Source organism: Halomonas sp. OfavH-34-E (genome assembly GCF_024124525.1).
Taxonomy (GTDB): domain Bacteria; phylum Pseudomonadota; class Gammaproteobacteria; order Pseudomonadales; family Halomonadaceae; genus Halomonas; species Halomonas litopenaei.
Window position 1 is genome coordinate 1 of sequence record NZ_JAMXRY010000002.1, and the last position, 22,808, is coordinate 22,808.

17 protein-coding genes are annotated in these 22,808 nt (G+C 62.1%); 9 read left to right on the forward strand and 8 right to left on the reverse strand.

What is annotated here, in order from left to right:
* Both waaF and rfaD read right to left on the reverse strand, forming a co-directional pair.
* Positions 1-963: lipopolysaccharide heptosyltransferase II (waaF, locus tag NH448_RS00970; protein WP_253028362.1), on the reverse strand; the 963-nt coding region annotated here is incomplete at its 3' end.
* A 13-nt stretch (positions 964-976) separates the two neighbouring features.
* Positions 977-1,933 carry an ADP-glyceromanno-heptose 6-epimerase gene (gene rfaD, locus NH448_RS00975; RefSeq protein ID WP_108131940.1) on the reverse strand — a complete coding sequence of 319 codons (957 nt, stop codon included), beginning with the start codon at positions 1,931-1,933 and terminating at the stop codon, positions 977-979.
* A gap of 92 nt (positions 1,934-2,025) precedes the next feature.
* Here rfaD and glyQ point away from each other — a divergent pair, with 92 nt between their 5' ends.
* Positions 2,026-2,988: a glycine--tRNA ligase subunit alpha gene (glyQ, locus tag NH448_RS00980; protein ID WP_108131941.1), complete on the forward strand. Its 963-nt coding sequence runs from the start codon at positions 2,026-2,028 to the stop codon at positions 2,986-2,988.
* A gap of 2 nt (positions 2,989-2,990) precedes the next feature.
* The gene (gene glyS, locus NH448_RS00985; RefSeq protein ID WP_253028341.1) at positions 2,991-5,057 is read left to right on the forward strand and encodes a glycine--tRNA ligase subunit beta; all 2,067 of its coding nucleotides are present in this window, start codon (positions 2,991-2,993) and stop codon (positions 5,055-5,057) included.
* A gap of 495 nt (positions 5,058-5,552) precedes the next feature.
* Here the strand turns inward: glyS and NH448_RS00990 are convergent, their stop codons facing one another.
* Positions 5,553-6,719 (reverse strand): zinc-binding dehydrogenase, encoded by a 1,167-nt coding sequence (locus NH448_RS00990; protein WP_253028342.1) that lies wholly within the window; start codon positions 6,717-6,719, stop codon positions 5,553-5,555.
* Between the two features lie 204 nt (positions 6,720-6,923).
* Here NH448_RS00990 and NH448_RS00995 point away from each other — a divergent pair, with 204 nt between their 5' ends.
* Together NH448_RS00995 and gmhB are read left to right on the forward strand one after the other, a co-directional pair.
* The gene (locus tag NH448_RS00995) at positions 6,924-7,883 is read left to right on the forward strand and encodes a LysR family transcriptional regulator (protein ID WP_253028343.1); all 960 of its coding nucleotides are present in this window, start codon (positions 6,924-6,926) and stop codon (positions 7,881-7,883) included.
* A 501-nt stretch (positions 7,884-8,384) separates the two neighbouring features.
* The gene (gene gmhB / locus NH448_RS01000; protein WP_124804525.1) at positions 8,385-8,954 is read left to right on the forward strand and encodes a D-glycero-beta-D-manno-heptose 1,7-bisphosphate 7-phosphatase; all 570 of its coding nucleotides are present in this window, start codon (positions 8,385-8,387) and stop codon (positions 8,952-8,954) included.
* A gap of 1,286 nt (positions 8,955-10,240) precedes the next feature.
* Here the strand turns inward: gmhB and gyrB are convergent.
* From gyrB to dnaA, 4 genes are read right to left on the reverse strand one after another with little or no spacing between them, the layout of a single operon-like run.
* On the reverse strand, positions 10,241-12,661 hold the full coding sequence (gene gyrB, locus NH448_RS01005) for a DNA topoisomerase (ATP-hydrolyzing) subunit B (RefSeq protein ID WP_045995091.1): 2,421 nt from the start codon (positions 12,659-12,661) through the stop codon (positions 10,241-10,243).
* Positions 12,658-13,788, reverse strand: a complete 1,131-nt coding sequence (gene recF, locus NH448_RS01010; RefSeq protein WP_222516260.1) for a DNA replication/repair protein RecF — start codon at positions 13,786-13,788, stop codon at positions 12,658-12,660. Before recF ends, gyrB begins: the two co-directional genes overlap by 4 nt.
* Positions 13,789-13,816: 28 nt before the next feature.
* The gene (gene dnaN / locus NH448_RS01015) at positions 13,817-14,920 is read right to left on the reverse strand and encodes a DNA polymerase III subunit beta (RefSeq protein WP_045995089.1); all 1,104 of its coding nucleotides are present in this window, start codon (positions 14,918-14,920) and stop codon (positions 13,817-13,819) included.
* A 60-nt stretch (positions 14,921-14,980) separates the two neighbouring features.
* Positions 14,981-16,456 carry a chromosomal replication initiator protein DnaA gene (gene dnaA, locus NH448_RS01020; protein ID WP_045995088.1) on the reverse strand — a complete coding sequence of 492 codons (1,476 nt, stop codon included), beginning with the start codon at positions 16,454-16,456 and terminating at the stop codon, positions 14,981-14,983.
* 600 nt (positions 16,457-17,056) lie between these two features.
* Between dnaA and rpmH the strand changes: the two genes are divergently transcribed.
* The 5 genes from rpmH to NH448_RS01045 all read left to right on the forward strand — a co-directional run bounded on the left by rpmH (position 17,057) and on the right by NH448_RS01045 (position 21,891).
* Positions 17,057-17,191, forward strand: a complete 135-nt coding sequence (gene rpmH, locus NH448_RS01025) for a 50S ribosomal protein L34 (RefSeq protein ID WP_008959105.1) — start codon at positions 17,057-17,059, stop codon at positions 17,189-17,191.
* Between the two features lie 13 nt (positions 17,192-17,204).
* Positions 17,205-17,654: a ribonuclease P protein component gene (gene rnpA / locus NH448_RS01030; protein WP_253028344.1), complete on the forward strand. Its 450-nt coding sequence runs from the start codon at positions 17,205-17,207 to the stop codon at positions 17,652-17,654.
* Positions 17,655-17,853: 199 nt separating this feature from the next.
* On the forward strand, positions 17,854-19,533 hold the full coding sequence (yidC, locus tag NH448_RS01035; RefSeq protein WP_108131947.1) for a membrane protein insertase YidC: 1,680 nt from the start codon (positions 17,854-17,856) through the stop codon (positions 19,531-19,533).
* Positions 19,534-19,686: 153 nt separating this feature from the next.
* The gene (gene mnmE, locus NH448_RS01040) at positions 19,687-21,057 is read left to right on the forward strand and encodes a tRNA uridine-5-carboxymethylaminomethyl(34) synthesis GTPase MnmE (protein WP_253028345.1); all 1,371 of its coding nucleotides are present in this window, start codon (positions 19,687-19,689) and stop codon (positions 21,055-21,057) included.
* 261 nt (positions 21,058-21,318) lie between these two features.
* Entirely contained in the window at positions 21,319-21,891 is a 573-nt protein-coding gene (locus NH448_RS01045) for a hypothetical protein (RefSeq protein ID WP_253028346.1), read from the forward strand.
* Positions 21,892-21,929: 38 nt separating this feature from the next.
* On the opposite strand, the gene rlmJ is transcribed toward NH448_RS01045, so the two are convergent.
* The gene (rlmJ, locus tag NH448_RS01050) at positions 21,930-22,805 is read right to left on the reverse strand and encodes a 23S rRNA (adenine(2030)-N(6))-methyltransferase RlmJ (RefSeq protein ID WP_253028347.1); all 876 of its coding nucleotides are present in this window, start codon (positions 22,803-22,805) and stop codon (positions 21,930-21,932) included.
* Between the last annotated feature and the right edge of the window lie 3 nt (positions 22,806-22,808).

The following is a 22,808-nucleotide window of genomic DNA, read 5'->3' on the forward strand; positions in this document are numbered from 1 at the left end:
GGTATGCCCGAGCGGGCAATGTCGCTCGAAGCAGGGCGAGCAGGACAAAGCCAGATAGTGAATCCGGGCGTTGTCGGTCAGCGGCGGCGTATAGGCCGGCGACGAGGAGCCATAGATCGCCTGGATACGCGTCCCTACCGCGGCGGCCACATGCATCAACCCGGAGTCATTGGTCACCACCTGACGACAGTCGCCAAGCAGGTCGACGGCATCCTCCAGGCGGGTCGCGCCACACAGGTTGTGGGCATGCTCGAGACCGGTCACGATCTCCTCGCCCGCCGCGTGATCCTTGGGCCCACCCAGCACCCTTACCTCGAACCCTTGAGCAATCAGCTCCCCGGCCAGGCGATGGAAGTAGGCCAGCGGCCACTGCTTGGCGGGGCCATATTCCGCCCCTGGCATCAGGCCAATGGCAGGACGCACGCCGAGTCGATGTTCATCATGCAACCGCGCCAGGTTGATCGCATCCTGACGCAGCCGTGGCTGGGGAATCTCGAAGTCGCCGGCAGCGGCAGCGTCCGCCGGCAGCCCCAGCGAGACGAAGCGCTTGACGGTCTGGTCGAGCACGTCGCGCTGCAGCTCACGGCGCTCGCTCAACAGGCCAAAACGGTGCTCCCCGGTGAAGCCGGTTCGCCTGGGTATCCGCGCCAGAAAAGGCACCAGTGCCGACTTCCAGGAACGCGGCAGCACGATGGCATGATCGAAGCGTCCCTTGAGCGACCTGGCCAGCCGTCGTCGGGCGGAAAAGCCGAAGACGCCGTGTCCGACGCCCAGCTCGACGACCTCGTCGACCTCATCCATGCGCTCGAGGATCGGCCTCGACCAGGCAGGCGCCACCACCGCCAGGGCGGCGGCACCCTGCTGCTTCAGCGCCTTGAACAACCCCTGGGCCATGACCATGTCACCGACCCAGCTGGGACCGACCACCAGCAGCCGCTGGCCCGCCAGCCGCGGCTGCGCCATGACCGGCGCAGCTTCAGCCATTCAACCACTCCAGGTAGCGGGTCACGCCCTCGGCCACGGTGTGGAATTCCTTGTCGTAGCCGGCCTCGCGCAGCCGCGAGATATCGGCACGGGTGTAGCTCTGGTAGCGCCCCTTGAGCTCTTCCGGGAAGTCGATGTAGTCGATGCGGCCCTTGCCGTAGAAGTCGATGACCGTCTCGCCGATGGTCTTGAACGGCTCGGCGCGGCCGGTACCGAGGTTGTAGATTCCCGACACCTCGGGGTTGTCCAGAAACCACAGATTGACGTCGACCACGTCGCCGACATAGACAAAGTCACGGCTCTGCATGCCCGCGTCGTAGCCGTCCCAGGCGCCGAACAGGCGCAGGTTCTCGCCGGCGCTGATCTGGGTGTGGTGATGGAAGGCCACGCTGGACATCTTGCCCTTGTGCTGCTCGCGGGGACCGTAGACGTTGAAGTAGCGAAAGCCCACCACCTGGGTCTTGAGTTCGGCCTGGCGCGAGCGCACGTACTGGTCGAACAGCAGCTTGGAGTAGCCGTAGACGTTGAGCGGCTTCTCGTGCTCGGGGGACTCCACGAACACCTCGCTGCCGCCGTAGGTGGCCGCCGACGAGGCGTAGAGGAAGGGAATGCCCTCCTGCTCGCAGAAGTGCAAAAGCTCCTTGGAGTAGGTGAAGTTATTCTCCAGCATGAAGCGTCCATCCCACTCGGTGGTGTCCGAGCAGGCACCTTCGTGGAAGATCGCCTCGATGGGCGGAAGCTGGTTCAGCTCGCCGCGCATGTGGGCCTTCACCCGGGACAGGAACTCGTCCTTGTCCATGTAGTCCCCGAGGGTCAGGTCCGCCAGGTTGACGAACTTGGTGCCGTCCCGCAGGTCATCCACCACCAGGATGTCGGTGCGCCCCCGGTCATTGAGGGCCTTGACCAGATTTGAACCGATGAAGCCGGCTCCGCCTGTCACTACGATCATGGGAAAACCTCTGTTGGCGCTGTGCCTATAACCGAATTGCCTGTGATTGTATACTTGACGGCTCGTGAATTCATGGCCAACGGTGCTTCCCAATGACACAGTCGACGCCAGACGTGGCAACCTTCCAGGGCCTGATCCTCGCCCTGCAACAGTACTGGGCCGAACAGGGCTGCGTGATCATGCAGCCGCTGGACATGGAAGTCGGTGCGGGCACCTTTCACCCGGCCACCTTCCTGCGCTCCATCGGACCCGAAACCTGGAACTCGGCGTACGTTCAGCCGTCTCGCCGTCCCACCGATGGCCGCTACGGCGAAAACCCCAATCGCCTGCAGCACTACTACCAGTTCCAGGTGGTCATGAAGCCCTCCCCTGCCAACCTCCAGGAACTGTATCTGGGGTCGCTTGAGCGTCTCGGCATCGACCCTCTGGTCCACGACATCCGCTTCGTCGAGGACAACTGGGAGTCACCGACCCTGGGTGCCTGGGGACTCGGCTGGGAGGTCTGGCTCAACGGCATGGAGGTGACCCAGTTCACCTACTTCCAGCAGGCCGGCGGCATCGAGTGCTTCCCGGTCACCGGTGAGCTGACCTACGGCCTCGAGCGCATCGCCATGTACCTTCAGGACGTGGACAGCGTCTACGACCTGGTATGGACCATCGCGCCCGACGGCTCCCGCGTTACCTACGGTGACGTCTACCTGCAGAACGAGCGCGAGCAGTCCACCTACAACTTCGAGCATGCCGACGTGGACGCCCTGTTCGGCAACTTCGACCACCAGGAAAGCGAGTGCCAGAAGCTGCTCGCCGCCAACCTGCCACTGCCGGCCTACGAGCAGGTACTCAAGGCCTCCCACACCTTCAATATGCTCGACGCCCGCCACGCCATCTCGGTCACCGAACGCCAGCGCTATATCCTGCGCGTGCGCACCATGGCCCGCGACGTGGCCCACGCCTACTACGCCTCACGCAAGGCGGCCGGTTTCCCGCTGGCCCCGGAAGCGCTGCGACGTGAACTTCTCGACGACGAACCCCTTGCCGCACAGGGAGACGCATAAGCATGGCCGCCCACACCCTCTTGCTTGAACTCGGCGTGGAAGAACTTCCGCCGGGAGCCATCGACACTCTCTCCGACGCCTTCGCCGAGGGCGTGCGTCGCGGCCTCGCCGATGCCGGCGTCGACTTCCAGGGCGTCACCGCCTTCGCCTCCCCCCGCCGGCTGGCGGTGCGGGTCGAGGAACTGGCCGACAAGCAGCCCGACCGCGACGTCGAAAAGCGCGGTCCTGCCCTGGCGGCAGCCTTCAAGGATGGCGAGCCAACCAAGGCAGCCCAGGGTTTTGCTCGCTCCTGCGGCGTCAGCGTCGACGACCTGATCCATCTGGAGACCGACAAGGGCACCTGGCTCGGCTACCGCGAGCAGCAACAGGGCGAGGCTACCGTCGCCCTGCTGCCCGCCATCATCGACAAGGCTGTGGCGGCCCTGCCGGTGCCCAAGAACATGCGCTGGGGCGCTTCCCGCATCGAGTTCTCCCGCCCTGTTCACTGGCTGGTAGCGCTCTACGGTGACCAGATCGTACCCGCCACGGTGCTGGGCCTTGAGGCCGGCCGCGTGACCCGCGGACACCGCTTCCACGCCCCCGAGGCCATCGCCCTGAAACATGCCGACGACTACCTCGGTGCCCTGGAGGATGCCTGGGTGCTGGCCGATCGCAGCAAGCGTCGCGAGCGCATTCGCGAACAGGTACTGGCCGAGGCAGAACTGCTCGAAGCCACCGCCGTCATCGACGAGGACCTGCTGGAAGAAGTCAGCGGTCTGGTCGAGTGGCCGGTGGCGCTGACCGGCAGCTTCGACGAGCGCTTCCTCGAGGTGCCGGCGGAATGCCTGATCTCGTCGATGAAGGCCAACCAGAAGTACTTCCACCTTCTGGATGCGGACGGCAAGCTCAAGCCCGCCTTCATTACCGTGTCCAATATCGACAGCCGCGAGCCGGACAAGGTCATCGCCGGCAACGAGAAGGTGATTCGCCCTCGTCTGGCCGATGCCGCCTTCTTCTACGAGACCGACCGCAAGCGCCCGCTCGCCGAGCGCATCGAGGGCCTCTCGAGCGTGGTGTTCCAGAAGCAGCTCGGGACCCTCGCCGACAAGGCCAGACGCAGTGCCAACGTGGCCGCGCACATCGCCAGCCGGACCGGCGGTGACGAGTCCCGCGCTCGCCGTGCTGCGGCCCTGGCCAAGTGTGATCTGGTCACCGAAATGGTGCTCGAGTTCCCGGAGCTTCAGGGCATCATGGGGCGCTACTACGCTGAGCACGATGGCGAAGACGCCGAGGTCGCACGCGCGCTGGAAGAGCAGTACCTGCCGCGGTTTGCCAGCGACGCCATCCCCCAGACCCTGACCGGACAGGCCCTGGCCATCGCCGATCGCCTGGATACCATTACCGGGATCTTCGGCATCGGCCAGCGCCCCAGCGGTACCAAGGACCCCTTCGCCCTGCGCCGTGCTTCCATCGGCGTGCTCAATATCCTGGTCAAGGGTGAGCTGGATCTGGACCTGCGCGAGCTGCTCGAGCTGGCCGTGGCCCAGCATGAGGCGCTGCCCAAGGCAGACGGCCTGGTCGATGACGTCCTTGGCTACATGCTCGATCGCTTCCGTGCCTGGGCCCAGGACGAAGGGATCGGTGCCGAGGTTTACCTGGCGGTGCGTGCACGCCCGGTGACCCGCCCGCTGGACTTCGCCCGTCGCCTGCGCGCCGTGGCGCAATTCGCCACGCGTGATGAAGCCGCCGCCCTGGCCGCCGCCAACAAGCGAGTCGGCAACATCCTGTCCAAGCAGGATCACGATGGACGCACCGAGGTCGACGAGAGCCTGCTCTCCGAGGACGCCGAGAAGGCCCTCAAGAACGCCGTGGCAGCTTGCCAGGAGCAGGTCGCTCCGCTGTTCCAGCAAGCCCGCTACAGCGACGCCCTGGACGTGCTGGCAAGCCTTCGGGCACCGGTGGATGCCTTCTTTGACCAGGTGATGGTCATGGCCGAAGACGAAGCCGTTCGTGCCAATCGTCTGGCCCTGCTGGCAAGCCTCCAGGCGCTGTTCCTCGAAGTAGCGGATATCGCCGAACTGCAGCAGTAATCCTGCCCCAGGTGGTAACGAGGCCGGCCCCGCAAGGGGCCGGCCTTTTTTATATCGACAGGTTGAGCCCGCCTGGCCCACGGCCCCAAAGCTCCTGAGCCCTTCATAGGGGATACCACGGCCGCTACGAACGCAGGAGTGAGCCAATGGGATGTCGCCTGGAGAGTCAAACCTGGCGATGTAGAGAGTGGCACTCGCCACCTACGTTTCACGTGGAACATTGCCCAGATAGTAAGCGCCGGCGGCGACAATGTTTCACGTGGAACATACAGGAGTACAAGCAAGGGCAGGCTCTCGTGTTTCACGTGAAACCCGCCCCGCTTGATGTACTCCCAGTACGACGCCTGGAGCTTGTACCCCGGCACCCGGCCTGAGCCTCACGCCCGCTGCTTTTCTTGGCGCCCCGCCTCCGTCGCTTTACTCAGCGCCCCGACTCTGCCGCTTTACTCAGCGCCCCGCCTCCACCGCCTTGCTCTGAGCCCCGCCTCCGCCGCTTTACTCAGCGATACGTTCCGCCAGCCGCTGATCCATAATCACCAGCGTCTTGCCCAGTTCGAGATCATTGTCCTGCGAGTCAGTTGCCGACAGGCCCACGCTCGGGTGACGCTCGCCGACGGTGCCCGAACGCAAGCCACTGCCAACGGCGCCGTTGGCGAGCCACTCAGGCAAGTCGTCTGCGCTCAGGCGACGCCCGATAGCGGGCCTGAGTCCGTGGCGATCCATATAACGGAGCATGGCCTCCAGGTCGTCACGGCTGCCGACGCTGATCCCTTCCATATGCAGCAACTTGCGAATCGCCGGTCCCACCAGATCACCCTCGACACGACCACTCTCGAGAAAGCCCACCAGGGCGATACGCCCATTGGTAGCCATTGACGGCAGAATGGCATCGACCAGAAACTGCCCGCCCACCACATCGATGGCACGCCCTACGCCCACAGACTCGGTGATGGCCATCACCTGGGAGGCCACGTCGGCCGCCCCGCCCTCCCGACCGATCACCGCGACCGCCCCTAAATCCCTGAGTCGTGATGCCAGAGCGGGTCGCGACGTCACCACAATAGGCCGAGCACCGGCCGCAGCCGCCATCTGCAGGGCCTGCAGCGACACGTTGCCGGTTCCCGCCAACAGCAGGTAACGGCCCTTCAGCTCATCCAGGTCGCCAAGCGACTTCCAGGCCGTGACGCCGGAGATCGCCAATGCAGCGGCTTCATCGAGCCGCCAGCCAGATGGCACGGCAACCAGCGCACGACGCGGAACGATGACCTCCTCCGACAACCAGCCATCACCAGGACCGCCCAGCTTTGAGGCGTGATAGGACTCCTTGAAAGCTCCAGAAATCCAATCGATGGTGTAGTGGCCCAGCACCGGTTGTCCCACCTCGAGATCAACGACATCCCTTCCCGTTTCCAGCACCACCCCAGAGCCTTCAGACAGCGGCACGAAGGGGCGTGGCATCTGCGGCAGATAGCTGCCGTCCTGCAGCGCCCTGTCGCGGTAGTTCAGCCCCACCGCAGCGACCCTGACACGCACTTCTTCGCTGGCCAGGTCACGACGTGCTACCTGGTATTCATGGATTCCTTCAGGCCCCACCCTGTCAGAGCGGAATTGACGAAAGTGACGTAGCGATACCAATGGGCGTAGACGAGCTTCCAGTAACATGGGAACAACCTCCTCGTTGGTCTTCCCCTATCCTGGCCCGTCCGAGACCAGCGCAGTAGCGAAGCTCACGGAGTACTGTCTTGCGCTAGACTCAACAATGAAGCCCCGAGTCAGAGCCGTCTCTCGCCGCACCGGCGCCCATCGACCCTGGCCCCATAGCGACTCGTGCAATGACCAACCCCTGCCTCTGGACGAGAGTGCACCATGCCATCCCATCACGACACACTGGTCGCTGGACTGCTTGCCCTGGTTGAAGTGGCAAGATATGGCTCACTGCGCGCGGCCGGCGAACAGCTCAACCTCACCAGCGGCGCGGTCAGCCGTCGCCTCGATGCGCTGGAGTCTCGGCTCGGGACGAAGCTGTTGCACCGGACCACCCGTGAGGTTTCCCTGACCCTTGCGGGCCGCACCTACCTGGAACGCGCCGTCCCTGCTCTACGGTTACTCGACAGGGCGGCGGATACCTTGCAGAACATCAGTGACCGACCGCGAGGACTGATCCGCCTATCACTACCGGTCAATTTCGGCCGAATCCATATTGCGCCCTTCCTCCCCGAATTTCTCGATCGTCATCCAGACATTGAAGTTGACGCCGACTTCGACGATCGCTTTGTCGATATCGCCTCGTCCGGGCACGATCTGGCAGTGCGAGTCGGGGTGCTCGAGAACTCTCGCTTGGTCGCCCATCCCTTGGCCGCAGATCAGCGCATGCTGGTGGCGTCGAAGGCCTATCTTCAACGCCAGGGTGTACCGCGTCACCCACTGGACCTGCTGCACCACAAGTGCCTTCACTACACACGGTTCCAGGGTATTCAGCGCTGGCCACTTCGCCGTGGCGACGAGATTCACAACGTGCCGGTCAGCGGAAGCTACAGAGCGAACTATGGGCACGCACTGGTGATCGCGGCAGAGGCAGGTATCGGCATCCTTCATACCTCCCGTTCCATCGTCGGGGCCTCGCTTGAAGCCGGCAGGTTGCTCCCCGTGCTCGAGGACTGGTCGCTGCCAGACATCAGCATCCACGCGCTGCTTCCAGGACGGGTTCCGCCAATGCGGGTACGAGCATTGCTCGATCACCTGAAGGACTCGATACCCACATCACTGGCGACAGCCGTCGCGACAGGTTTGCACACCGACACTACGTCGCCACCCCTTTCGGACTAGGCGCTGTCCGAAAAGTCGACGAGCGAAGGTTAGACAAGGCAAAAATCGGTGAGACAGCGCAGTTTACGGGGTGTAAATGAGCATGTTGATCCGATTTTTAACGCCGTATTACCGAGCGCAGGCACTTTTCAGACAAGCCCTAGGGTGTTGCCAGCGACAGCTAAGGGGGCTGGGGTCGCAGCGATCCGTGGCTTACCGAATACGGAGGAACCTGGGATGGTTGTCGCTGGAATGGGCTTGCGTGACACCCTTGCATGACACCCTTGCATGAGGCCCTTTCATGAGGCCCTTGCTACGCCCTCGACATGGGGGGAATAGCACGAGCTTTCGCTGGCAAAGGGTGAGACAGACAGCAACAGCGGCGGGGTTGGCAAGAACTGCAACGAGAGCCACAGACACGGCCTCGTCAGCACCTGATTGTTTCACGTGAAACATGCCCCTACACTGGGCCGATTGCGTGACAGCAACCACCCTTACCCATCGCATAGACTAGGTAGACCCATGGCCCCACGACTCGTCATTCTCGACCGTGACGGAGTGATCAATCAGGACTCCGACAACTACATCAAGTCGCTCGCCGAGTGGGTCCCCTACCCCAGCGCCATCACCGCCATCGCCCGCTTGTCCCAACAGGGCTGGACCGTCGCTGTTGCCACCAACCAGTCAGGCATCGCGCGCGGCTACTACGATGAGGCGACGCTGGAGTCCATGCACACCAGGATGCTGAGCCTGGTGGAGGCCGAGGGCGGTCGGATCGAGCATATCGCCTACTGCCCTCACATTAGCGAGGACCGCTGTGATTGCCGCAAACCCTTGCCCGGTCTGCTCCGCCAGATACAGGATGCGCTTGCACTCGACAGCCTGGAAGGCGCCTGGATGGTGGGCGACAGCTACCGGGATCTCGAGGCAGGCGCTGCCATGGGCTGCCGCCTTGCATTGGTGCGTACCGGCAAGGGCGAGCGCACACTAGCCAAGCATCCAGAACTTGGCCGGACAGACAGCGAGGCAGAGGTCTATGACGATCTCGCTGGTTTTGTCGATCAACTGCTGCAAGGAAACCTGGATACCTAAACGACCCTGCATCAGGCTCGCCCCCTCGCCACCCCTCGCCACCCCTCGGCGAGCCTCCAAGCCTGGGCGCCGACGTGGTTATCCCTTCATCTATCTGCGACTGCCAAGCCCCATGTTTCACGTGAAACATGGCGGCTCGCATTCTTCGTATATCAACGTCCAAACAACAGGTTAGAGCACGGGAAAGCTCTTGCGACTTACCCGCCCGGGAGGTCGTGGTGCTCAATTGTCGGTCTTTCCGTGATGACTGCGAGTACAATGTATCGAGCCCCCTCCGGACAGGTTCCCGCACGTTCCATATAGTGCGACAACCAGGGCACCCGTCTTAAGCGAGAGACTCATCAGGCCCCAAATAACATGACGTGGATAACAAGACGCGGGTAACAAGATCCAGGCAGCAAGACACAGATGGCAAGACGCGGATCGCAAGATGCAGATAGCCAGACACGGTCCCAGCCTTGGAATTTCAGGTCTGATGCCGTGATGTTTCACGTGAAACGTTGCGGAGGAGCGAGGCCACAGACACAGCTCGATTATGGCTTGCCGTACGCTCTCGTCTGTCCCCCCCTTCCCACCATCCCTCCCCCCCCCCTTCCAACAACACCTCCATTCCTCCCTTTCTGATCCCCTCCTTCCATCCCCTTCTTTGAGATGACGCCAGCAGTATCGATACGCTGCCTTTTCGACCACTTCACATGTCAGCGCGCAAGCCAGATACCTTCCTCCGAGTATCTCCCTGGGGCTCGGGTACTCCCCCCTACTCGGCACGAATGCTGATATCGACCAGACATTTGGTATCAAAGAGGCGTGAGTCCTGGCTTGGGCGGTTGGAACTTATATCGCCAGATGTTTCACGTGAAACGTGCAGGCCGCGCCGCTGTCCTCAAGCGCCTGCCCACCGTGCAACCGCCATGGAAACACCGCGCCGTCGTCTTTACTCTACTGACGTCCAGCGACATCCACTGACTTCCATCGCCGACACACCGCGCCCACTCACCACCCACTTACCCGCGTTCGCCAGCAGAATCGGGCGACCCCAGCGTATGGCGTATTGTCAGATCTGCCTTTGCACATTCGCGATACACCCTCGGCCGGGTAGCAATAGAGGCCTGGTGCACCCTGCTCTCTCATACCGGGCCTTTCAAGAATCCAGCCATCCAACCATCTGGCCGCTGGCAAACTACTGATACTAGAACAGAAAAAACCCCGATCCTGAAGATCGGGGTTTTGTCGCGTGATGTTTCACGTGAAACATCGAGGCCATGGGCCTGGGACTTCCTGCTGCACTAGATGTCCAGATTGGCCACCAGAGCGTTGCGCTCGATAAAGTCACGACGCGGTTCGACTTCATCACCCATCAGGGTGTTGAACATCATGTCGGCGGCGACGGCATCTTCGATGGAAACCCGCAGCATACGACGCGTATTGGGATCCATGGTGGTTTCCCACAACTGCTCCGGGTTCATCTCGCCCAGCCCCTTGTAGCGCTGGATCGACAGACCACGCTGTGCCTCGTTCATAAGCCAGTCCAGCGCCTCATAGAAGGTCTTGACCGGCTTCTTGCGCTCACCACGGGCGATATAGGCGCTCTCTTCCAGCAGCCCGTCCAGTGTCTCGCCGAGGCCAGCGATCGCGCGATAGTCAGCGCTGGTGAAGAAGTCCAGGCCCCAGACGTAGTCGGTGGTCACGCCATGGGCAATCAAGGTGACCGCCGGCAGGAAGAACCCGCGTTCATTGTCTTCCTGCAACGAGAAGGTGTAACGCGGCCCCCCCTCGTAGGCCACCAGATCGTCCATTTCCTTCTGCAGGAACTCGATCCAGTTCTGCATGGTGCCGCGATCACGAAGGCTGTTTTCGCCGTCAAGATGTGCCGCATGGACGATCTTGCGCAGCACCTCGCTGGGATAGACCCGCGACAGACGATCGATGCGCTTCATCACATCACGGTACTGGTTCACCAGAGTCTCAAGCTGAGCCCCGCTGATTCCTGGCGCATCTTCACTGACGCACAACCGCGCTCCGTCCAGGGCGGTGGTGGTCAGGTAGTCGATCATCGCCTGCTCATCCTTGAGGTAGAGCTCCTGCTTGCCACGCTTGATCTTGTACAGCGGCGGCTGGGCGATAAACACATGCCCGCGCTCGATCAACTCCGCCATCTGACGGAAGAAGAACGTCAACAGCAGGGTACGAATATGCGAACCGTCCACGTCCGCATCGGTCATGATGATGATCGAGTGATAGCGCAGCTTGTCCGGATTGAACTCCTCACGGCCAATGCCGCAACCCAGGGCAGTGATGAGCGTCCCGACTTCCGCAGACGACAGCATCTTGTCGAAGCGGGCCTTCTCGACGTTGAGGATCTTGCCCTTGAGCGGCAGGATAGCCTGGGTACGCCGGTCACGCCCCTGCTTGGCACTACCCCCGGCCGAGTCACCCTCGACCAGGTAGAGTTCGGACAGACCGGGGTCCTTTTCCTGACAGTCGGCCAGCTTGCCGGGCAGCCCTGCGATGTCCAGGGCGCCTTTGCGGCGGGTCATATCACGCGCCTTGCGCGCCGCCTCACGGGCCCTGGCAGCGTCCAGCATCTTGTTGACGATGGCCTTGGCTTCGTTGGGCTTCTCTACCAGATACTCCGAGAAAGACCGCCCAAGCTCCTGTTCTACCGCAGTTTTCACCTCGGAAGAGACCAGCTTGTCCTTGGTCTGGGAGGAAAACTTCGGGTCCGGCACCTTGACCGAGATGATCGCGGTCAGGCCCTCACGGGCGTCGTCACCGGAGGTGTTCACCTTGGTCTTCTTCAGCAACCCTTCCGCTTCAATATAATGATTGAGCGTACGAGTCAGTGAAGCGCGGAAACCGGCCAGGTGGGTACCGCCATCCCGCTGAGGGATGTTGTTGGTGTAGCAGAAGATGTTCTCGGCGAAGGTATCGTTCCACTGCATCGCCACCTCGACCGCCACGCCATCTTCCCGCTCCACGTTGAAGTGGAAGACAGGGTTGAGCACGGTCTTGTTGGTGTTGAGGTGGTCGACGAAGGCCTTCAGGCCACCTTCATAGTGAAACAGCTCTTCCTTGCCACTACGCTCGTCCAGCAGGCGGATAGCCACACCAGAATTCAGAAACGACAGCTCACGCAGACGCTTGGCCAGAATATCGTAGTGAAACTCGATATTGGCGAAGGTCTCGGGAGACGGACGGAAGTGCACCCGCGAACCGGTCTGCTCGGTCTGCCCCACCACAGCCAGCGGCGACTCGGGGACACCGTGACGATAGATCTGCTCGTGGACCTTGCCAGCACGCCAGATGGTCAGCTTGAGCTCTTCAGACAGCGCATTGACCACCGAGACACCAACGCCGTGCAGGCCGCCAGATACCTTGTAGGAGTTGTCATCGAACTTACCGCCCGCGTGCAACACCGTCATGATCACTTCGGCCGCCGATACGCCTTCCTCTTCATGAATATCGGTCGGAATGCCACGGCCATTGTCACTGACGGTGATGGACTCATCCGGATGGATGATCACCCTGATCTCGCTACAGTGGCCGGCCAGCGCTTCGTCGATGGAGTTGTCCACCAGCTCGAACACCATGTGATGCAGGCCGGTACCATCATCGGTATCGCCGATGTACATCCCGGGCCGCTTGCGTACGGCATCCAGGCCTTTCAGTACCTTGATGCTCGATGAGTCGTAAGCATGTTCGCTCATTGACCACTCCGTCGTGAAGTCTGTCTGTCTATGGCCTGCAGCTGGCCGAAGCCGTCAGCGTCTTGTTTCACGTGAAACATTGCCATCGGCGTATCGGGTTGCCACAGGTCGGCCAGTACCTCGTGATCCACGCTGGTGATGAAGGCCTGGCAGCGCATCCGCTCCAGCCACTGGCAAAAGATCCTTCGGTGGTTCTGGTCCAGTTCGGCGGGCAGATCGTCGATCAAGTAGAGACAGGTCCTGCCTGTCATCTTCTCGAGTAACCGTCCCTGGGCAAGCTTCAGTGCGCTCACGACGAGTTTCTGTTGTCCTCGTGAAAGCACTTCGACCGCTGGTCGTTTGTCGAGTCGAATCGCCAGATCCGCTCGCTGGGGCCCCTGCTGGGTAAATCCCATCTGACGATCGGTGTCGCGTCCCTGCTCGAGCACCTCGGCCAGATCTCGCTGTCGATCCCAGCCACGGCTATAGCGCAGCGTCAGTGATGGCAGTGAAATCAGCCCTTCCAGCGTTTCCTCGAATACCGGGATGAAGGTATCGATCCATTCCCTGCGCAGGATGTCCATGCGCTCGCCCGAAAGCGCCAGCTCATGCTCCCACACTGACAGGGATTGAGGCTCCATTCTACCATGCCTGAGCAGGGCATTCCGATGTTTCAGGGCGCGACGGAAACGCTGCCAGGCCTGCAGGAAGTCATGTTTCACGTGAAACACTCCCCAATCCAGGAACTCCCTCCTGCCGGCGGGAGATCCCTCCAGCAGGCGGAAGGCGTCGGGGTTGATCAACTGCAGGGGCAGGGTCTCCACCAGACGAGACACCCTGTCGAGTCGCTCACCGCCAATGCGCAGCGTCAATTCGCGCTCCTGACGCAGGCGGCGCAAACCGATCGATACAGGGGGATCACCGGCAAGGCGGCCATGCAGGACAAGGGCGTCAGCATCGTGGTGGAGTACCTGGGATAGCCGACGCGCCCGAAAGGACCGCCCCATGCCCAGCAGGTGGATACCTTCGAGCAGGCTGGTCTTGCCGCTGCCGTTGCTTCCAGTGATCAGGTTGATCCCGGAAGATGGTGAAATATCAAAGGCCTGCAAGTTTCGCAGGCCTTGAAACATCAAGCGGTCTAGCGCCATGGAAAGGCCTTGCTGGCAACGAATACCGTCACAGGCGCATCGGCATCACGACATAGAGGGCATCGCCGCCACCGGGTTCTTCCATCAGCGCGCTGCTGTTGGGATCGCCCAGCGTCATCTGCACGCGATCCTCACCCACGGCGTTGAGCACATCGATCAGATAGCCGACGTTGAAGCCGATCTCCATGGCCGGCCCGCTGTATTCGATGGCGATGTTTTCCTCGGCCTCTTCCTGCTCCGGGTTGTTGGCCATCACCCTCAGGTTGCCCTCTTCCAGATTCAGCCGTACCCCACGGTACTTCTCGTTGGAGAGGATGGCGGTACGCGACAGCACCTGACGCAACTCCGAACGTTCAGCGATGAAGACCTTGTCGCCGCCCTTGGGCACGACCCGCTCGTAGTCCGGGAACTTGCCGTCCACCAGCTTGGAGGTGAAGGTGAAGTCCCCGGTGTGAGCACGGATATGGGTAGAGCCCAGGGTCAGGCTGACAGGCTCTTCGGAATCGTCGAGCAGCCGTACCAGTTCGAGTACACCCTTGCGCGGAACGATCAGCTTCTGGGCCGACTCAATGTTGATCTCCACGGGGCGAGAGCTGACCGCCAGGCGGTGGCCGTCGGTAGCCACGGTGCGGACCAGGTTCGGGGCGAACTCCAGCAGCAGGCCATTCAGATAGTAGCGAACGTCCTGCTGCGCCATGGCGAACGAGGTGGCGTCGATCAGCTGCTTGAGGGTCCCCCGCGGCAACGCCAGTTCGACACTGCTCTGACCATCTTCAATATTCGGAAACTCGGCGACCGGAAGCGTGGACAGGGTAAAGCGTGAACGGCCACTGCGCAGCACGGCCCGCCCGTCCTCGATGGACAGCTCCAGCTCGGACTGGTCTGGCAAGGACTTGCAGATGTCCATCAGCTTGCGCGCGGGCACCGTGATGGCGCCAGGCTCATCCACCTGGCTGGCCACGGTGCGGCCGACCAGTTCGACTTCCAGGTCGGTGCCGGTCAAGGCGACCTCGTCCTGTTCGACCTGGATCAGCACGTTGGAGAGCACCGGTAACGTCTGACGGCGCTCGACCACACCGGCCACCAGCGTCAGCGGGCGCAGCAGCGCTTCGCGGGAGATGGAAAATTTCATGTCGGCTCCACTTCTTGTCCGGGAGAGTGAGACGGTCACGCGGTTGATGACGTAGAGACGTTAACTGGTCAAAAGCCGCAACAGATTCTTGTAGTCTTCACGAATATCGGCGCTTTCTTCCTGCAGCGCCTGCACCTTGCGACAGGCATGTAGCACGGTGGTGTGGTCTCGGCCGCCGAAGGCGTCGCCGATTTCCGGAAGACTGTGATTGGTCAGTTCCTTGGCCAGGGCCATGGCGACCTGTCGCGGGCGCGCCACGGAGCGTGAACGCCGCTTGGACAGCAGGTCCGCCAGCTTGATCTTGTAGTACTCCGCCACGGTACGCTGGATGTTGTCCACGCCTACCTGCTTGTCCTGCAGAGCGAGCAGATCCTTGAGCGATTCGCGGATGAAGTCCTGGGTGATCGACTTGCCCATGAAGTGGGAATCGGCGATGACCTTCTTCAGCGCCCCTTCCAGTTCACGCACGTTGGAGCGAATCTTCTGGGCGATGAAGAAAGCCGCATCATGGGGTAGATCCACCTTGGCCTGGTCGGCCTTCTTCATCAGGATCGCCACCCGAGTCTCGAGCTCAGGCGGCTCTATCGCCACCGTCAGCCCCCAGCCAAAACGGGACTTGAGGCGCTCCTCGACACCGCTGATTTCCTTCGGGTAGCGATCCGAGGTCAGGATCATCTGCTGGCCACCCTCAAGCAAGGCATTGAAGGTGTGGAAGAACTCCTCCTGGGAGCGCTCCTTGCCGGCGAAGAACTGGATGTCATCGATCAACAGCGCGTCGACGCTGCGATAGAAGCGCTTGAAGTCATTGATGGCGTTGAGCTGAAGGGCCTTGACCATATCGGCGACGAAGCGCTCCGAGTGAAGATACACCACCCGAGCGTTCTCGCGACGCCCCGCCAGGGCATTGCCCACCGCATGCATCAGGTGGGTCTTACCGAGGCCGACGCCACCATACAGAAACAGCGGGTTGTAGGCTCCCCCAGGGTTCTCCGACACCTGGCGGGATGCCGCCCTGGCAAGCTGGTTGGACTTGCCCTCGACAAACGTCTCGAAGGTGAAGTTGGGATTCAGGCCACTGGAGTGCTTGAGACTGCCCTCGACCTGAACCTGACGCTCACCACCGGGTGGACGCGTGACCGGCGCCTCACCGCCTTCGTCGCGCAGGCGATCGACCTCGCGCTCATCCCCCACATCGCCGCGGGAGCTGGTGTGCACGGCCGCCGAGCGGGCCGGAGCGGCGGAGACAGGATCGCCGAGTTCGCGAGTCTGGGGTGGGGCCGGCGCAGCACGACGACTACCCACCGTCAGCATCACCTTGGGCGGCTTGGCCGGCGCCAACTCCCGCATCAGTTCACTGATACGCTTGGCGTACTTGTCACTGACCCAATCGCGCACGAAGCGGTTGGGTGCCAGCAGCCTGAGCTGATTGGACTCCCCTTCTTCCGCCTGCAGAGGGCGAATCCAGGTGTTGAACTGCTGCGAGCTCAGTTCATCCTGAAGGGTTTGTAGACACTGTTGCCAGAGAGCGAGCGACACGCGAGCTACCTTGGTTGAAGAACGACCGCACATTGTAGCCTTGTCACCACGAGTTATCCACACGAGAACGGCACCGAAACCTAGCTGTGGAAAACCCTTGTACGCCATTCGGAGTTGTGCTGGAACAACTTGCTGGCGAACTAGCCCCTGTGGACAATCTCATCATTGATCCACCGGAACCACACCGCTCCTCCCCGCGGTCTCAACGTTTTCTCCACACTTTTATATGCAACGCAACATGTTGAAATTTCATACGTGAACACGCTTATCCACAAAAACTATCCCCAGTAGTAATAACAACATCAGTCAAGAACTTCTCTTTATTGTTATGTAGCAGTGGGTCATGTCGCGAGGCCGGTCCCGGGTGGCTAGTTCACCCGCCGGTTCGGCTCGAGCAAGAGTTATCCCCAGCCCTCTCGGCCAGACTGGCAGGGGCGAACACCCTGAAACCTGCTTTCTGGCCCGCGAAAAGATTGCACCCAGGGCTTGAAATCACTAAAATATCCGGTCTTGAGCCGAATACCCCCGGGGGCCCGAGCGGATTCCGGGAGCCTCTGGATGTCTATCCGTTCCAAAAAACCACTGTGGGATTAACGAGTTATGAAGCGCACATTCCAACCGAGCGTTCTCAAGCGCAAGCGCGCGCACGGCTTCCGTGCTCGCATGGCCACCAAAAACGGCCGCGCCGTTCTGGCACGTCGTCGTGCCAAGGGCCGCAAGCGCCTGAGCGCCTAAGCGCAGGTCCTTCGTGGCCTGTCTGACCTTTCCCCGGCAATGCCGCTTGCTGACTGCCGGGGACTACCGCCAGGTGTTCGATGGGGCGGTCTACAAGGTTCACGGCAAGGGCCTGATGGCGTTGGCGATTCCCAATGACTTGGGACACCCTCGCCTGGGCCTGGTCTTCAGCAAGAAGAACGTACGCCGGGCCGTCGATCGCAATCGACTGAAACGACTGGCTCGTGAGTCCGTTCGGCATGCACAGCATCGACTTCCCGCCGTGGATATCGTCTTGCTGGCCAGGCGTGGCGTCAACGAGGTCGACAATGACATCGTGCTGCGCCAGCTGTTCGGCATGTGGCGTCGTCTCGAGCGCGAGGCCGAGAAGTCGACTCGTCCCTCGCGGACATCGACGACACCTCGCCACGCGAGTGACACCCGGGGTGACACTCGGTCACAGCCGAAGCAAAGCCGTAACTAGCAGCAAGAGGCTCTTCAATGCCGAACACACTTCGTCCGAGCATGAACGAGTCCCTCTTCCGGCCCCTTGACGTCACCTCTCGCGACGCGGAACGTTTCCGTACGAATACTGGCCTGCCTCCGGCAGGCTTTCGTGTATCTCATGTAGGCGTCTCGCGTGGCGCCATCGGCATGTTCACTTCCCTTCGGGCAGACCCTTCATGGACGTAAAACGACTACTCCTGCTGATCCCCCTGGCGGTGCTCGCCTACCTGATCATGGTGCAGTGGAACCAGGACTACGGTCAGCCGCCCAGCACCCCGGATGCTCCGGCGATCACCAGCAACGCGACCTCAAACGGTGCCGACGCCTCCACGTCGGAAGGCCTGGCGGCACCCAGCTCGGCCAATGATGTCGGCAGCGAGCTGCCAGGCAGCAGCGAGCCCGCTGCCAACAGTCGAGATCTCATTGCGGTCATCACCGACGTCCTCGACGTGCGTATCGACCCCCAGGGTGGCGACATCGTCTACGCCGCCCTCCCCCAGCATCTGATGAGCCAGGATGGGGATCGGCCCTACGTGCTGCTGTCCAACAACAGCACCCTGAGCTACGTCGCTCGCTCTGGACTGCAGCTTGACGGCAACAGCGGTCGTATCGCCTTCTCGCCCGAGAAGACCGAGTACCGCCTGGCCGACGGCCAGGACAGCCTGCAGGTGGACATGACCGCCACCGTCAATGGCATCGACATCGTCAAGCGTTTCACCTTCAGTCGTGACGACTACGCAGTCGACGTCAGCTACCTGCTTGCCAACGCTGGCGAGGAGCCGGTCAGCGCACGCTTCATCGGCCAACTGGCCCGCGACAACAACCCGGATCCGTCCACTGGCCCCAAGATGGGCATGCGCTCCTTCCTCGGCGCGGCGTACTCCTCACCGGAGAACCGCTACGAGAAGATCGACTTCGAGGACATCCAGGCAGGCAACTTCCAGAACCGCGAGGTCGAGGGCGGCTGGGTCGCGATCATCCAGCACTACTTCACTTCCGCCTGGGTACCGCCGCAGCAGCAGGACAACCTGTTCTACGCCGCCACCGACAGTCAGGACCGCAACGTTGCTGCCTTCGCCGGCCAGGCCCAGACCCTGGCACCGGGAGCCGACGCCACCCTGGGTGCCACCCTCTACATGGGCCCCAAGGTGCAGGAGCGGCTTGAGGCCGTGGCACCGAACCTGGAGCTGACCGTCGACTTCGGCTGGCTGTGGTTCATCGCCAATCCGCTGTTCTGGCTGCTCGATCACATCCACGATCTGATCGGCAACTGGGGCTGGTCCATCGTCATCCTGACCATCATGGTCAAGGCTGCCCTGTGGCCGCTGTCTGCCAAGGCCTACAAGTCCATGGCACGCATGCGCAAGCTTGGCCCGGAAATGCAGCGTCTCAAGGAACGCTTCGGCGACGACCGCCAGAAGATGTCCCAGGAGATGATGAAGTTCTACCAGAAGGAAAAGATCAATCCGCTGGGCGGCTGTCTGCCGATCCTGATACAGATGCCGGTATTCATCGCGCTGTACTGGATGCTGCTGGAGTCCGTGGAACTGCGTCACGCGCCCTTCATGCTGTGGATCCAGGACCTGTCGGTGAAGGACCCCTACTTCGTCCTGCCGATCCTGATGGGCGCCTCCATGTTCGTTCAGCAGATGCTCAACCCGACGCCTCCGGACCCGATGCAGGCGAAGATCATGAAGATGCTGCCGATCGTCTTCACCTTCTTCTTCCTGTGGTTCCCGGCCGGTCTGGTCATCTACTGGGTGTGCAACAACTGCATCTCGATCATTCAGCAGTACGTGATCACCCGCAAGATCGAGGAAGACCCCAGCGTCGGCAAGGGCATGAACACCAAGTAAGTCCTCATGCATGACGCTTCCAGACCCCCGCTTCGGCGGGGGTCTGGCGTTTCAGGGCCCGCACCTCTGGCCACAGCCGTTGGCCACACCAGCCGGACTGGCAAAGCCAGGCGCTGCGCCTGACAATACGCCCGATCATCAAGGAGTCTGACCATGACCACGCCTCTCTACACCCAGGACAGCATCTGCGCCCTCGCCACGCCGCCGGGTCGGGGCGGCGTCGGCATCATACGCGTCTCGGGGCCTGCCTGTGGCGCGATTGCCAGCGCCATGCTGGGCCAGGTACCGGAAGCGCGCCAGGCCTTCTACGGACCGTTCAGGGGCGATAACGGGGTAATCGATGAAGGCATCGCGCTGTTTTTCGAAGGGCCACACTCCTTCACCGGCGAAGACGTGCTGGAACTTCAGGGTCACGGCGGCCCGGTGATCATGGACATGCTGCTCGAGCGCTGTGTGGCGCTGGGGGCACGGCTGGCCCGCCCGGGTGAGTTCTCCGAGCGCGCCTTTCTCAATGACAAGCTCGACCTGGCTCAGGCCGAGGCCATCGCCGACCTGATCGACGCCAGCTCCCGTGGCGCCGCCGAAAATGCCTTGCGATCATTGCAGGGTGAGTTCTCCACCCGCGTGCAGTCGCTGGTCCAGGGCCTGATCGAGCTGCGCATGTACGTCGAGGCGGCCATCGACTTCCCCGAGGAGGAGATCGACTTCCTCGCCGCTGGCCATGTCGCGGCCAAGCTTGGCGCGCTCATGACGGAGCTCGCCGAGGTGCGTCGCAGTGCCGGCCAGGGCGCGCTGATGCGCGAAGGCATGAGCGTGGTCATCGCCGGACGGCCCAATGCCGGCAAGTCGAGCCTGCTCAATGCGCTGACCGAACAGGACACCGCCATCGTCACCGATATCGAGGGCACCACCCGGGACGTGTTGCGAGAACATATCCATCTGGACGGCATGCCGCTGCACATCATCGACACCGCCGGCCTGCGCGATACCCCCGACGCGGTGGAAAAGATCGGCGTGGCCCGCGCCTGGAGCGAAATCGAGAAGGCCGACCGGGTCCTGCTGCTGGTGGACGCCACCACCACCGAGGCCACCGACCCCATGGCCATCTGGCCGGAATTCGTCGAGCGCCTGCCGGACGCCTCACGCTTGACCCTGGTGCGCAACAAGGTGGACCAGAGCGGTGAAGCACCGGGACTCGATTTATCCACAACACCTCCTACGCTGCGGCTCTCCGCCAGATCACGTCAGGGTGTGGATAACCTCAAGTCTCACCTCAAGGAGATCATGGGCTTTCAGTCCACCACCGAAGGCCGCTTCTCGGCTCGGCGTCGTCACCTGGACGCCCTTGACCGCGCTCGCGAGGCCCTCGACAACGGCCATGCACAACTCGAAGGCTATGGCGCGGGCGAGCTGCTGGCCGAGGATCTGCGTGATGCCCAGCAGGCGCTGGGGGAGATCACCGGCGAGTTCAGCGCCGACGATCTGCTGGGTGAGATCTTCGGCAGCTTCTGTATCGGCAAGTGAATGCCTGAAAATGCACAAACGCCTTTAAAACAGAGGCTCCTCCGATAGCGAGCACTTACCCACGTTCATGCGCCAGCGATCGCCTCGCCACCCCTTCAGAGATGGCGAAGCCACGCCTGGCGCCGACATGGGGCGCCTGAGGCGTCCGCCATCACTGGTGCCAGGCATCCGCCCCCGGGCCGGCCGCACCGAGGGCTCGTCCAGGGCATCTGTCATACCCGCTACACTGTGGGCAGTGCCCCCTTGCCCACAGGAGTCCCCATGAAAGTCCTTCCCCTGGTTGTCGCAATGGCGCTAGGCAGCGTCTCGCTTTCCGCCCTGGCGGACTGGCAGCTGTCCGGTGACGATTCACGCCTGTGGTTCGGCTCGGTGAAAAACCAGAGCATAGGTGAGACCCACCATCTGGACGGTCTGTCCGGCGGTATCGACGATAGCGGCAAGGTCACCATCGAGGTGGCCACAGAATCGCTGGACACGGGCATCGATATCCGTGATGAACGGATGCTCGAGCACCTGCTGGCCGCGGCCAGCTTCGCGATCTCGGCCCAGGTAGATACCTCCAGCTTCGATTCACTTGGCGTAGGCGAGACCCTGGCGACCAGTATCCCGGTCGATATCAGTCTCGGCTCGGCGTCGACCGAGCAGGAGGCCCAGGTACTGGTGGCAAGACTCGCCGACACACGCTGGCTGGTGGTGTCGGATCAGCCGGTATGGCTAAGCGCAGAATCGCTGGGCTTCGAGGACGGCATCGCCGCCTTGCAGGAAATCGCTGGCCTCTCATCCATCGACCGAACCTCACCGGTGGGCTTTCGCTTGATGTTCGAGGCACCATGACCCGATTGGCGTCTGGCCAGATGACCAACGACCAGGCGCTACTCCTCGACCCACCAGCGCTGCTCGTGGCGCGCTGCGTCACCAAGCAGCGGTAGCCAGTCAGCGATGGCGGCCTGCATGCTGTCGCTGACACCCCAGGGCGGGTTGGCCACCAGCATCCCGCTGCCGTACATGCCGTGACTCGCCCCACCCGGCGGGTGCAGGATCACCTCGCTGCGCCATAGCTTGCGCACACCGCTGGCTCGCAGCCTGTCCAACAGCTCCTGGTGGCGTCCGGCGGGCAGCAGTGGATACCACAGCAGCAGCACCGCGTGGCGGACCTTGCCGAGGGCATGAATCATGGTCTCGGCGACCTCCAGGTACTCCGACTTGCGCTCGAAACTCGGGTCGACCAGCACGCACAGCCGCGGTGTCTTTACCGGGAGCAGTGACCTGAGCCCGGCCAGGCCGTCGCCATGCACGCGTCGAATATTCGCCTGCTGCCCTTCGCCTGCCAGTGACTGCCGGGCCAGGTGGCCGTGCTCACCCGGGTGCAACTCGAACAGGGTCAATCGGTCCTGATCACGCAGTCGATGACCCAGCCACCAGGGCGAGCCCGGGTAGTGGGTCAATTGCTGTGGCCGCGGCTGAACGGTGTCGATCGCCTCAAGCCAGGTCGTCAGCAGTGGATTCTGCACGCCCGCCTTGCCCGTCTCGGTGCGGCTGTCCCACAAGCGCTTGACGCCCGTCTGGTACTCCTTGAGCCGCGCGGTTTCTTCAGCCGCCAACGGATAGCTTCCTCGCCCGGCGTGAGTATCTATAAACGTAATGTAACTGTCTTTACGTAATAGATGATCGATCGTGGCGTAAAGCCACAAGTGTTTATGAACGTCGGCGAAATTGCCGGCATGATAGGCGTGCTGATAGGAAAGCATGGA

Coding starts and splice junctions, on each gene's coding strand:
- rfaD (WP_108131940.1), bottom strand. CDS start 1,933: ATGATCGTAGTGACAGGCGGAGCCGGCTTCATCGGTTCAAATCTGGTC.
- glyQ (WP_108131941.1), top strand. CDS start 2,026: ATGACACAGTCGACGCCAGACGTGGCAACCTTCCAGGGCCTGATCCTC.
- glyS (WP_253028341.1), top strand. CDS start 2,991: ATGGCCGCCCACACCCTCTTGCTTGAACTCGGCGTGGAAGAACTTCCG.
- NH448_RS00990 (WP_253028342.1), bottom strand. CDS start 6,719: ATGTTACTGGAAGCTCGTCTACGCCCATTGGTATCGCTACGTCACTTT.
- NH448_RS00995 (WP_253028343.1), top strand. CDS start 6,924: ATGCCATCCCATCACGACACACTGGTCGCTGGACTGCTTGCCCTGGTT.
- gmhB (WP_124804525.1), top strand. CDS start 8,385: ATGGCCCCACGACTCGTCATTCTCGACCGTGACGGAGTGATCAATCAG.
- gyrB (WP_045995091.1), bottom strand. CDS start 12,661: ATGAGCGAACATGCTTACGACTCATCGAGCATCAAGGTACTGAAAGGC.
- recF (WP_222516260.1), bottom strand. CDS start 13,788: ATGGCGCTAGACCGCTTGATGTTTCAAGGCCTGCGAAACTTGCAGGCC.
- dnaN (WP_045995089.1), bottom strand. CDS start 14,920: ATGAAATTTTCCATCTCCCGCGAAGCGCTGCTGCGCCCGCTGACGCTG.
- rpmH (WP_008959105.1), top strand. CDS start 17,057: ATGAAGCGCACATTCCAACCGAGCGTTCTCAAGCGCAAGCGCGCGCAC.
- yidC (WP_108131947.1), top strand. CDS start 17,854: ATGGACGTAAAACGACTACTCCTGCTGATCCCCCTGGCGGTGCTCGCC.
- mnmE (WP_253028345.1), top strand. CDS start 19,687: ATGACCACGCCTCTCTACACCCAGGACAGCATCTGCGCCCTCGCCACG.
- NH448_RS01045 (WP_253028346.1), top strand. CDS start 21,319: ATGAAAGTCCTTCCCCTGGTTGTCGCAATGGCGCTAGGCAGCGTCTCG.
- rlmJ (WP_253028347.1), bottom strand. CDS start 22,805: ATGCTTTCCTATCAGCACGCCTATCATGCCGGCAATTTCGCCGACGTT.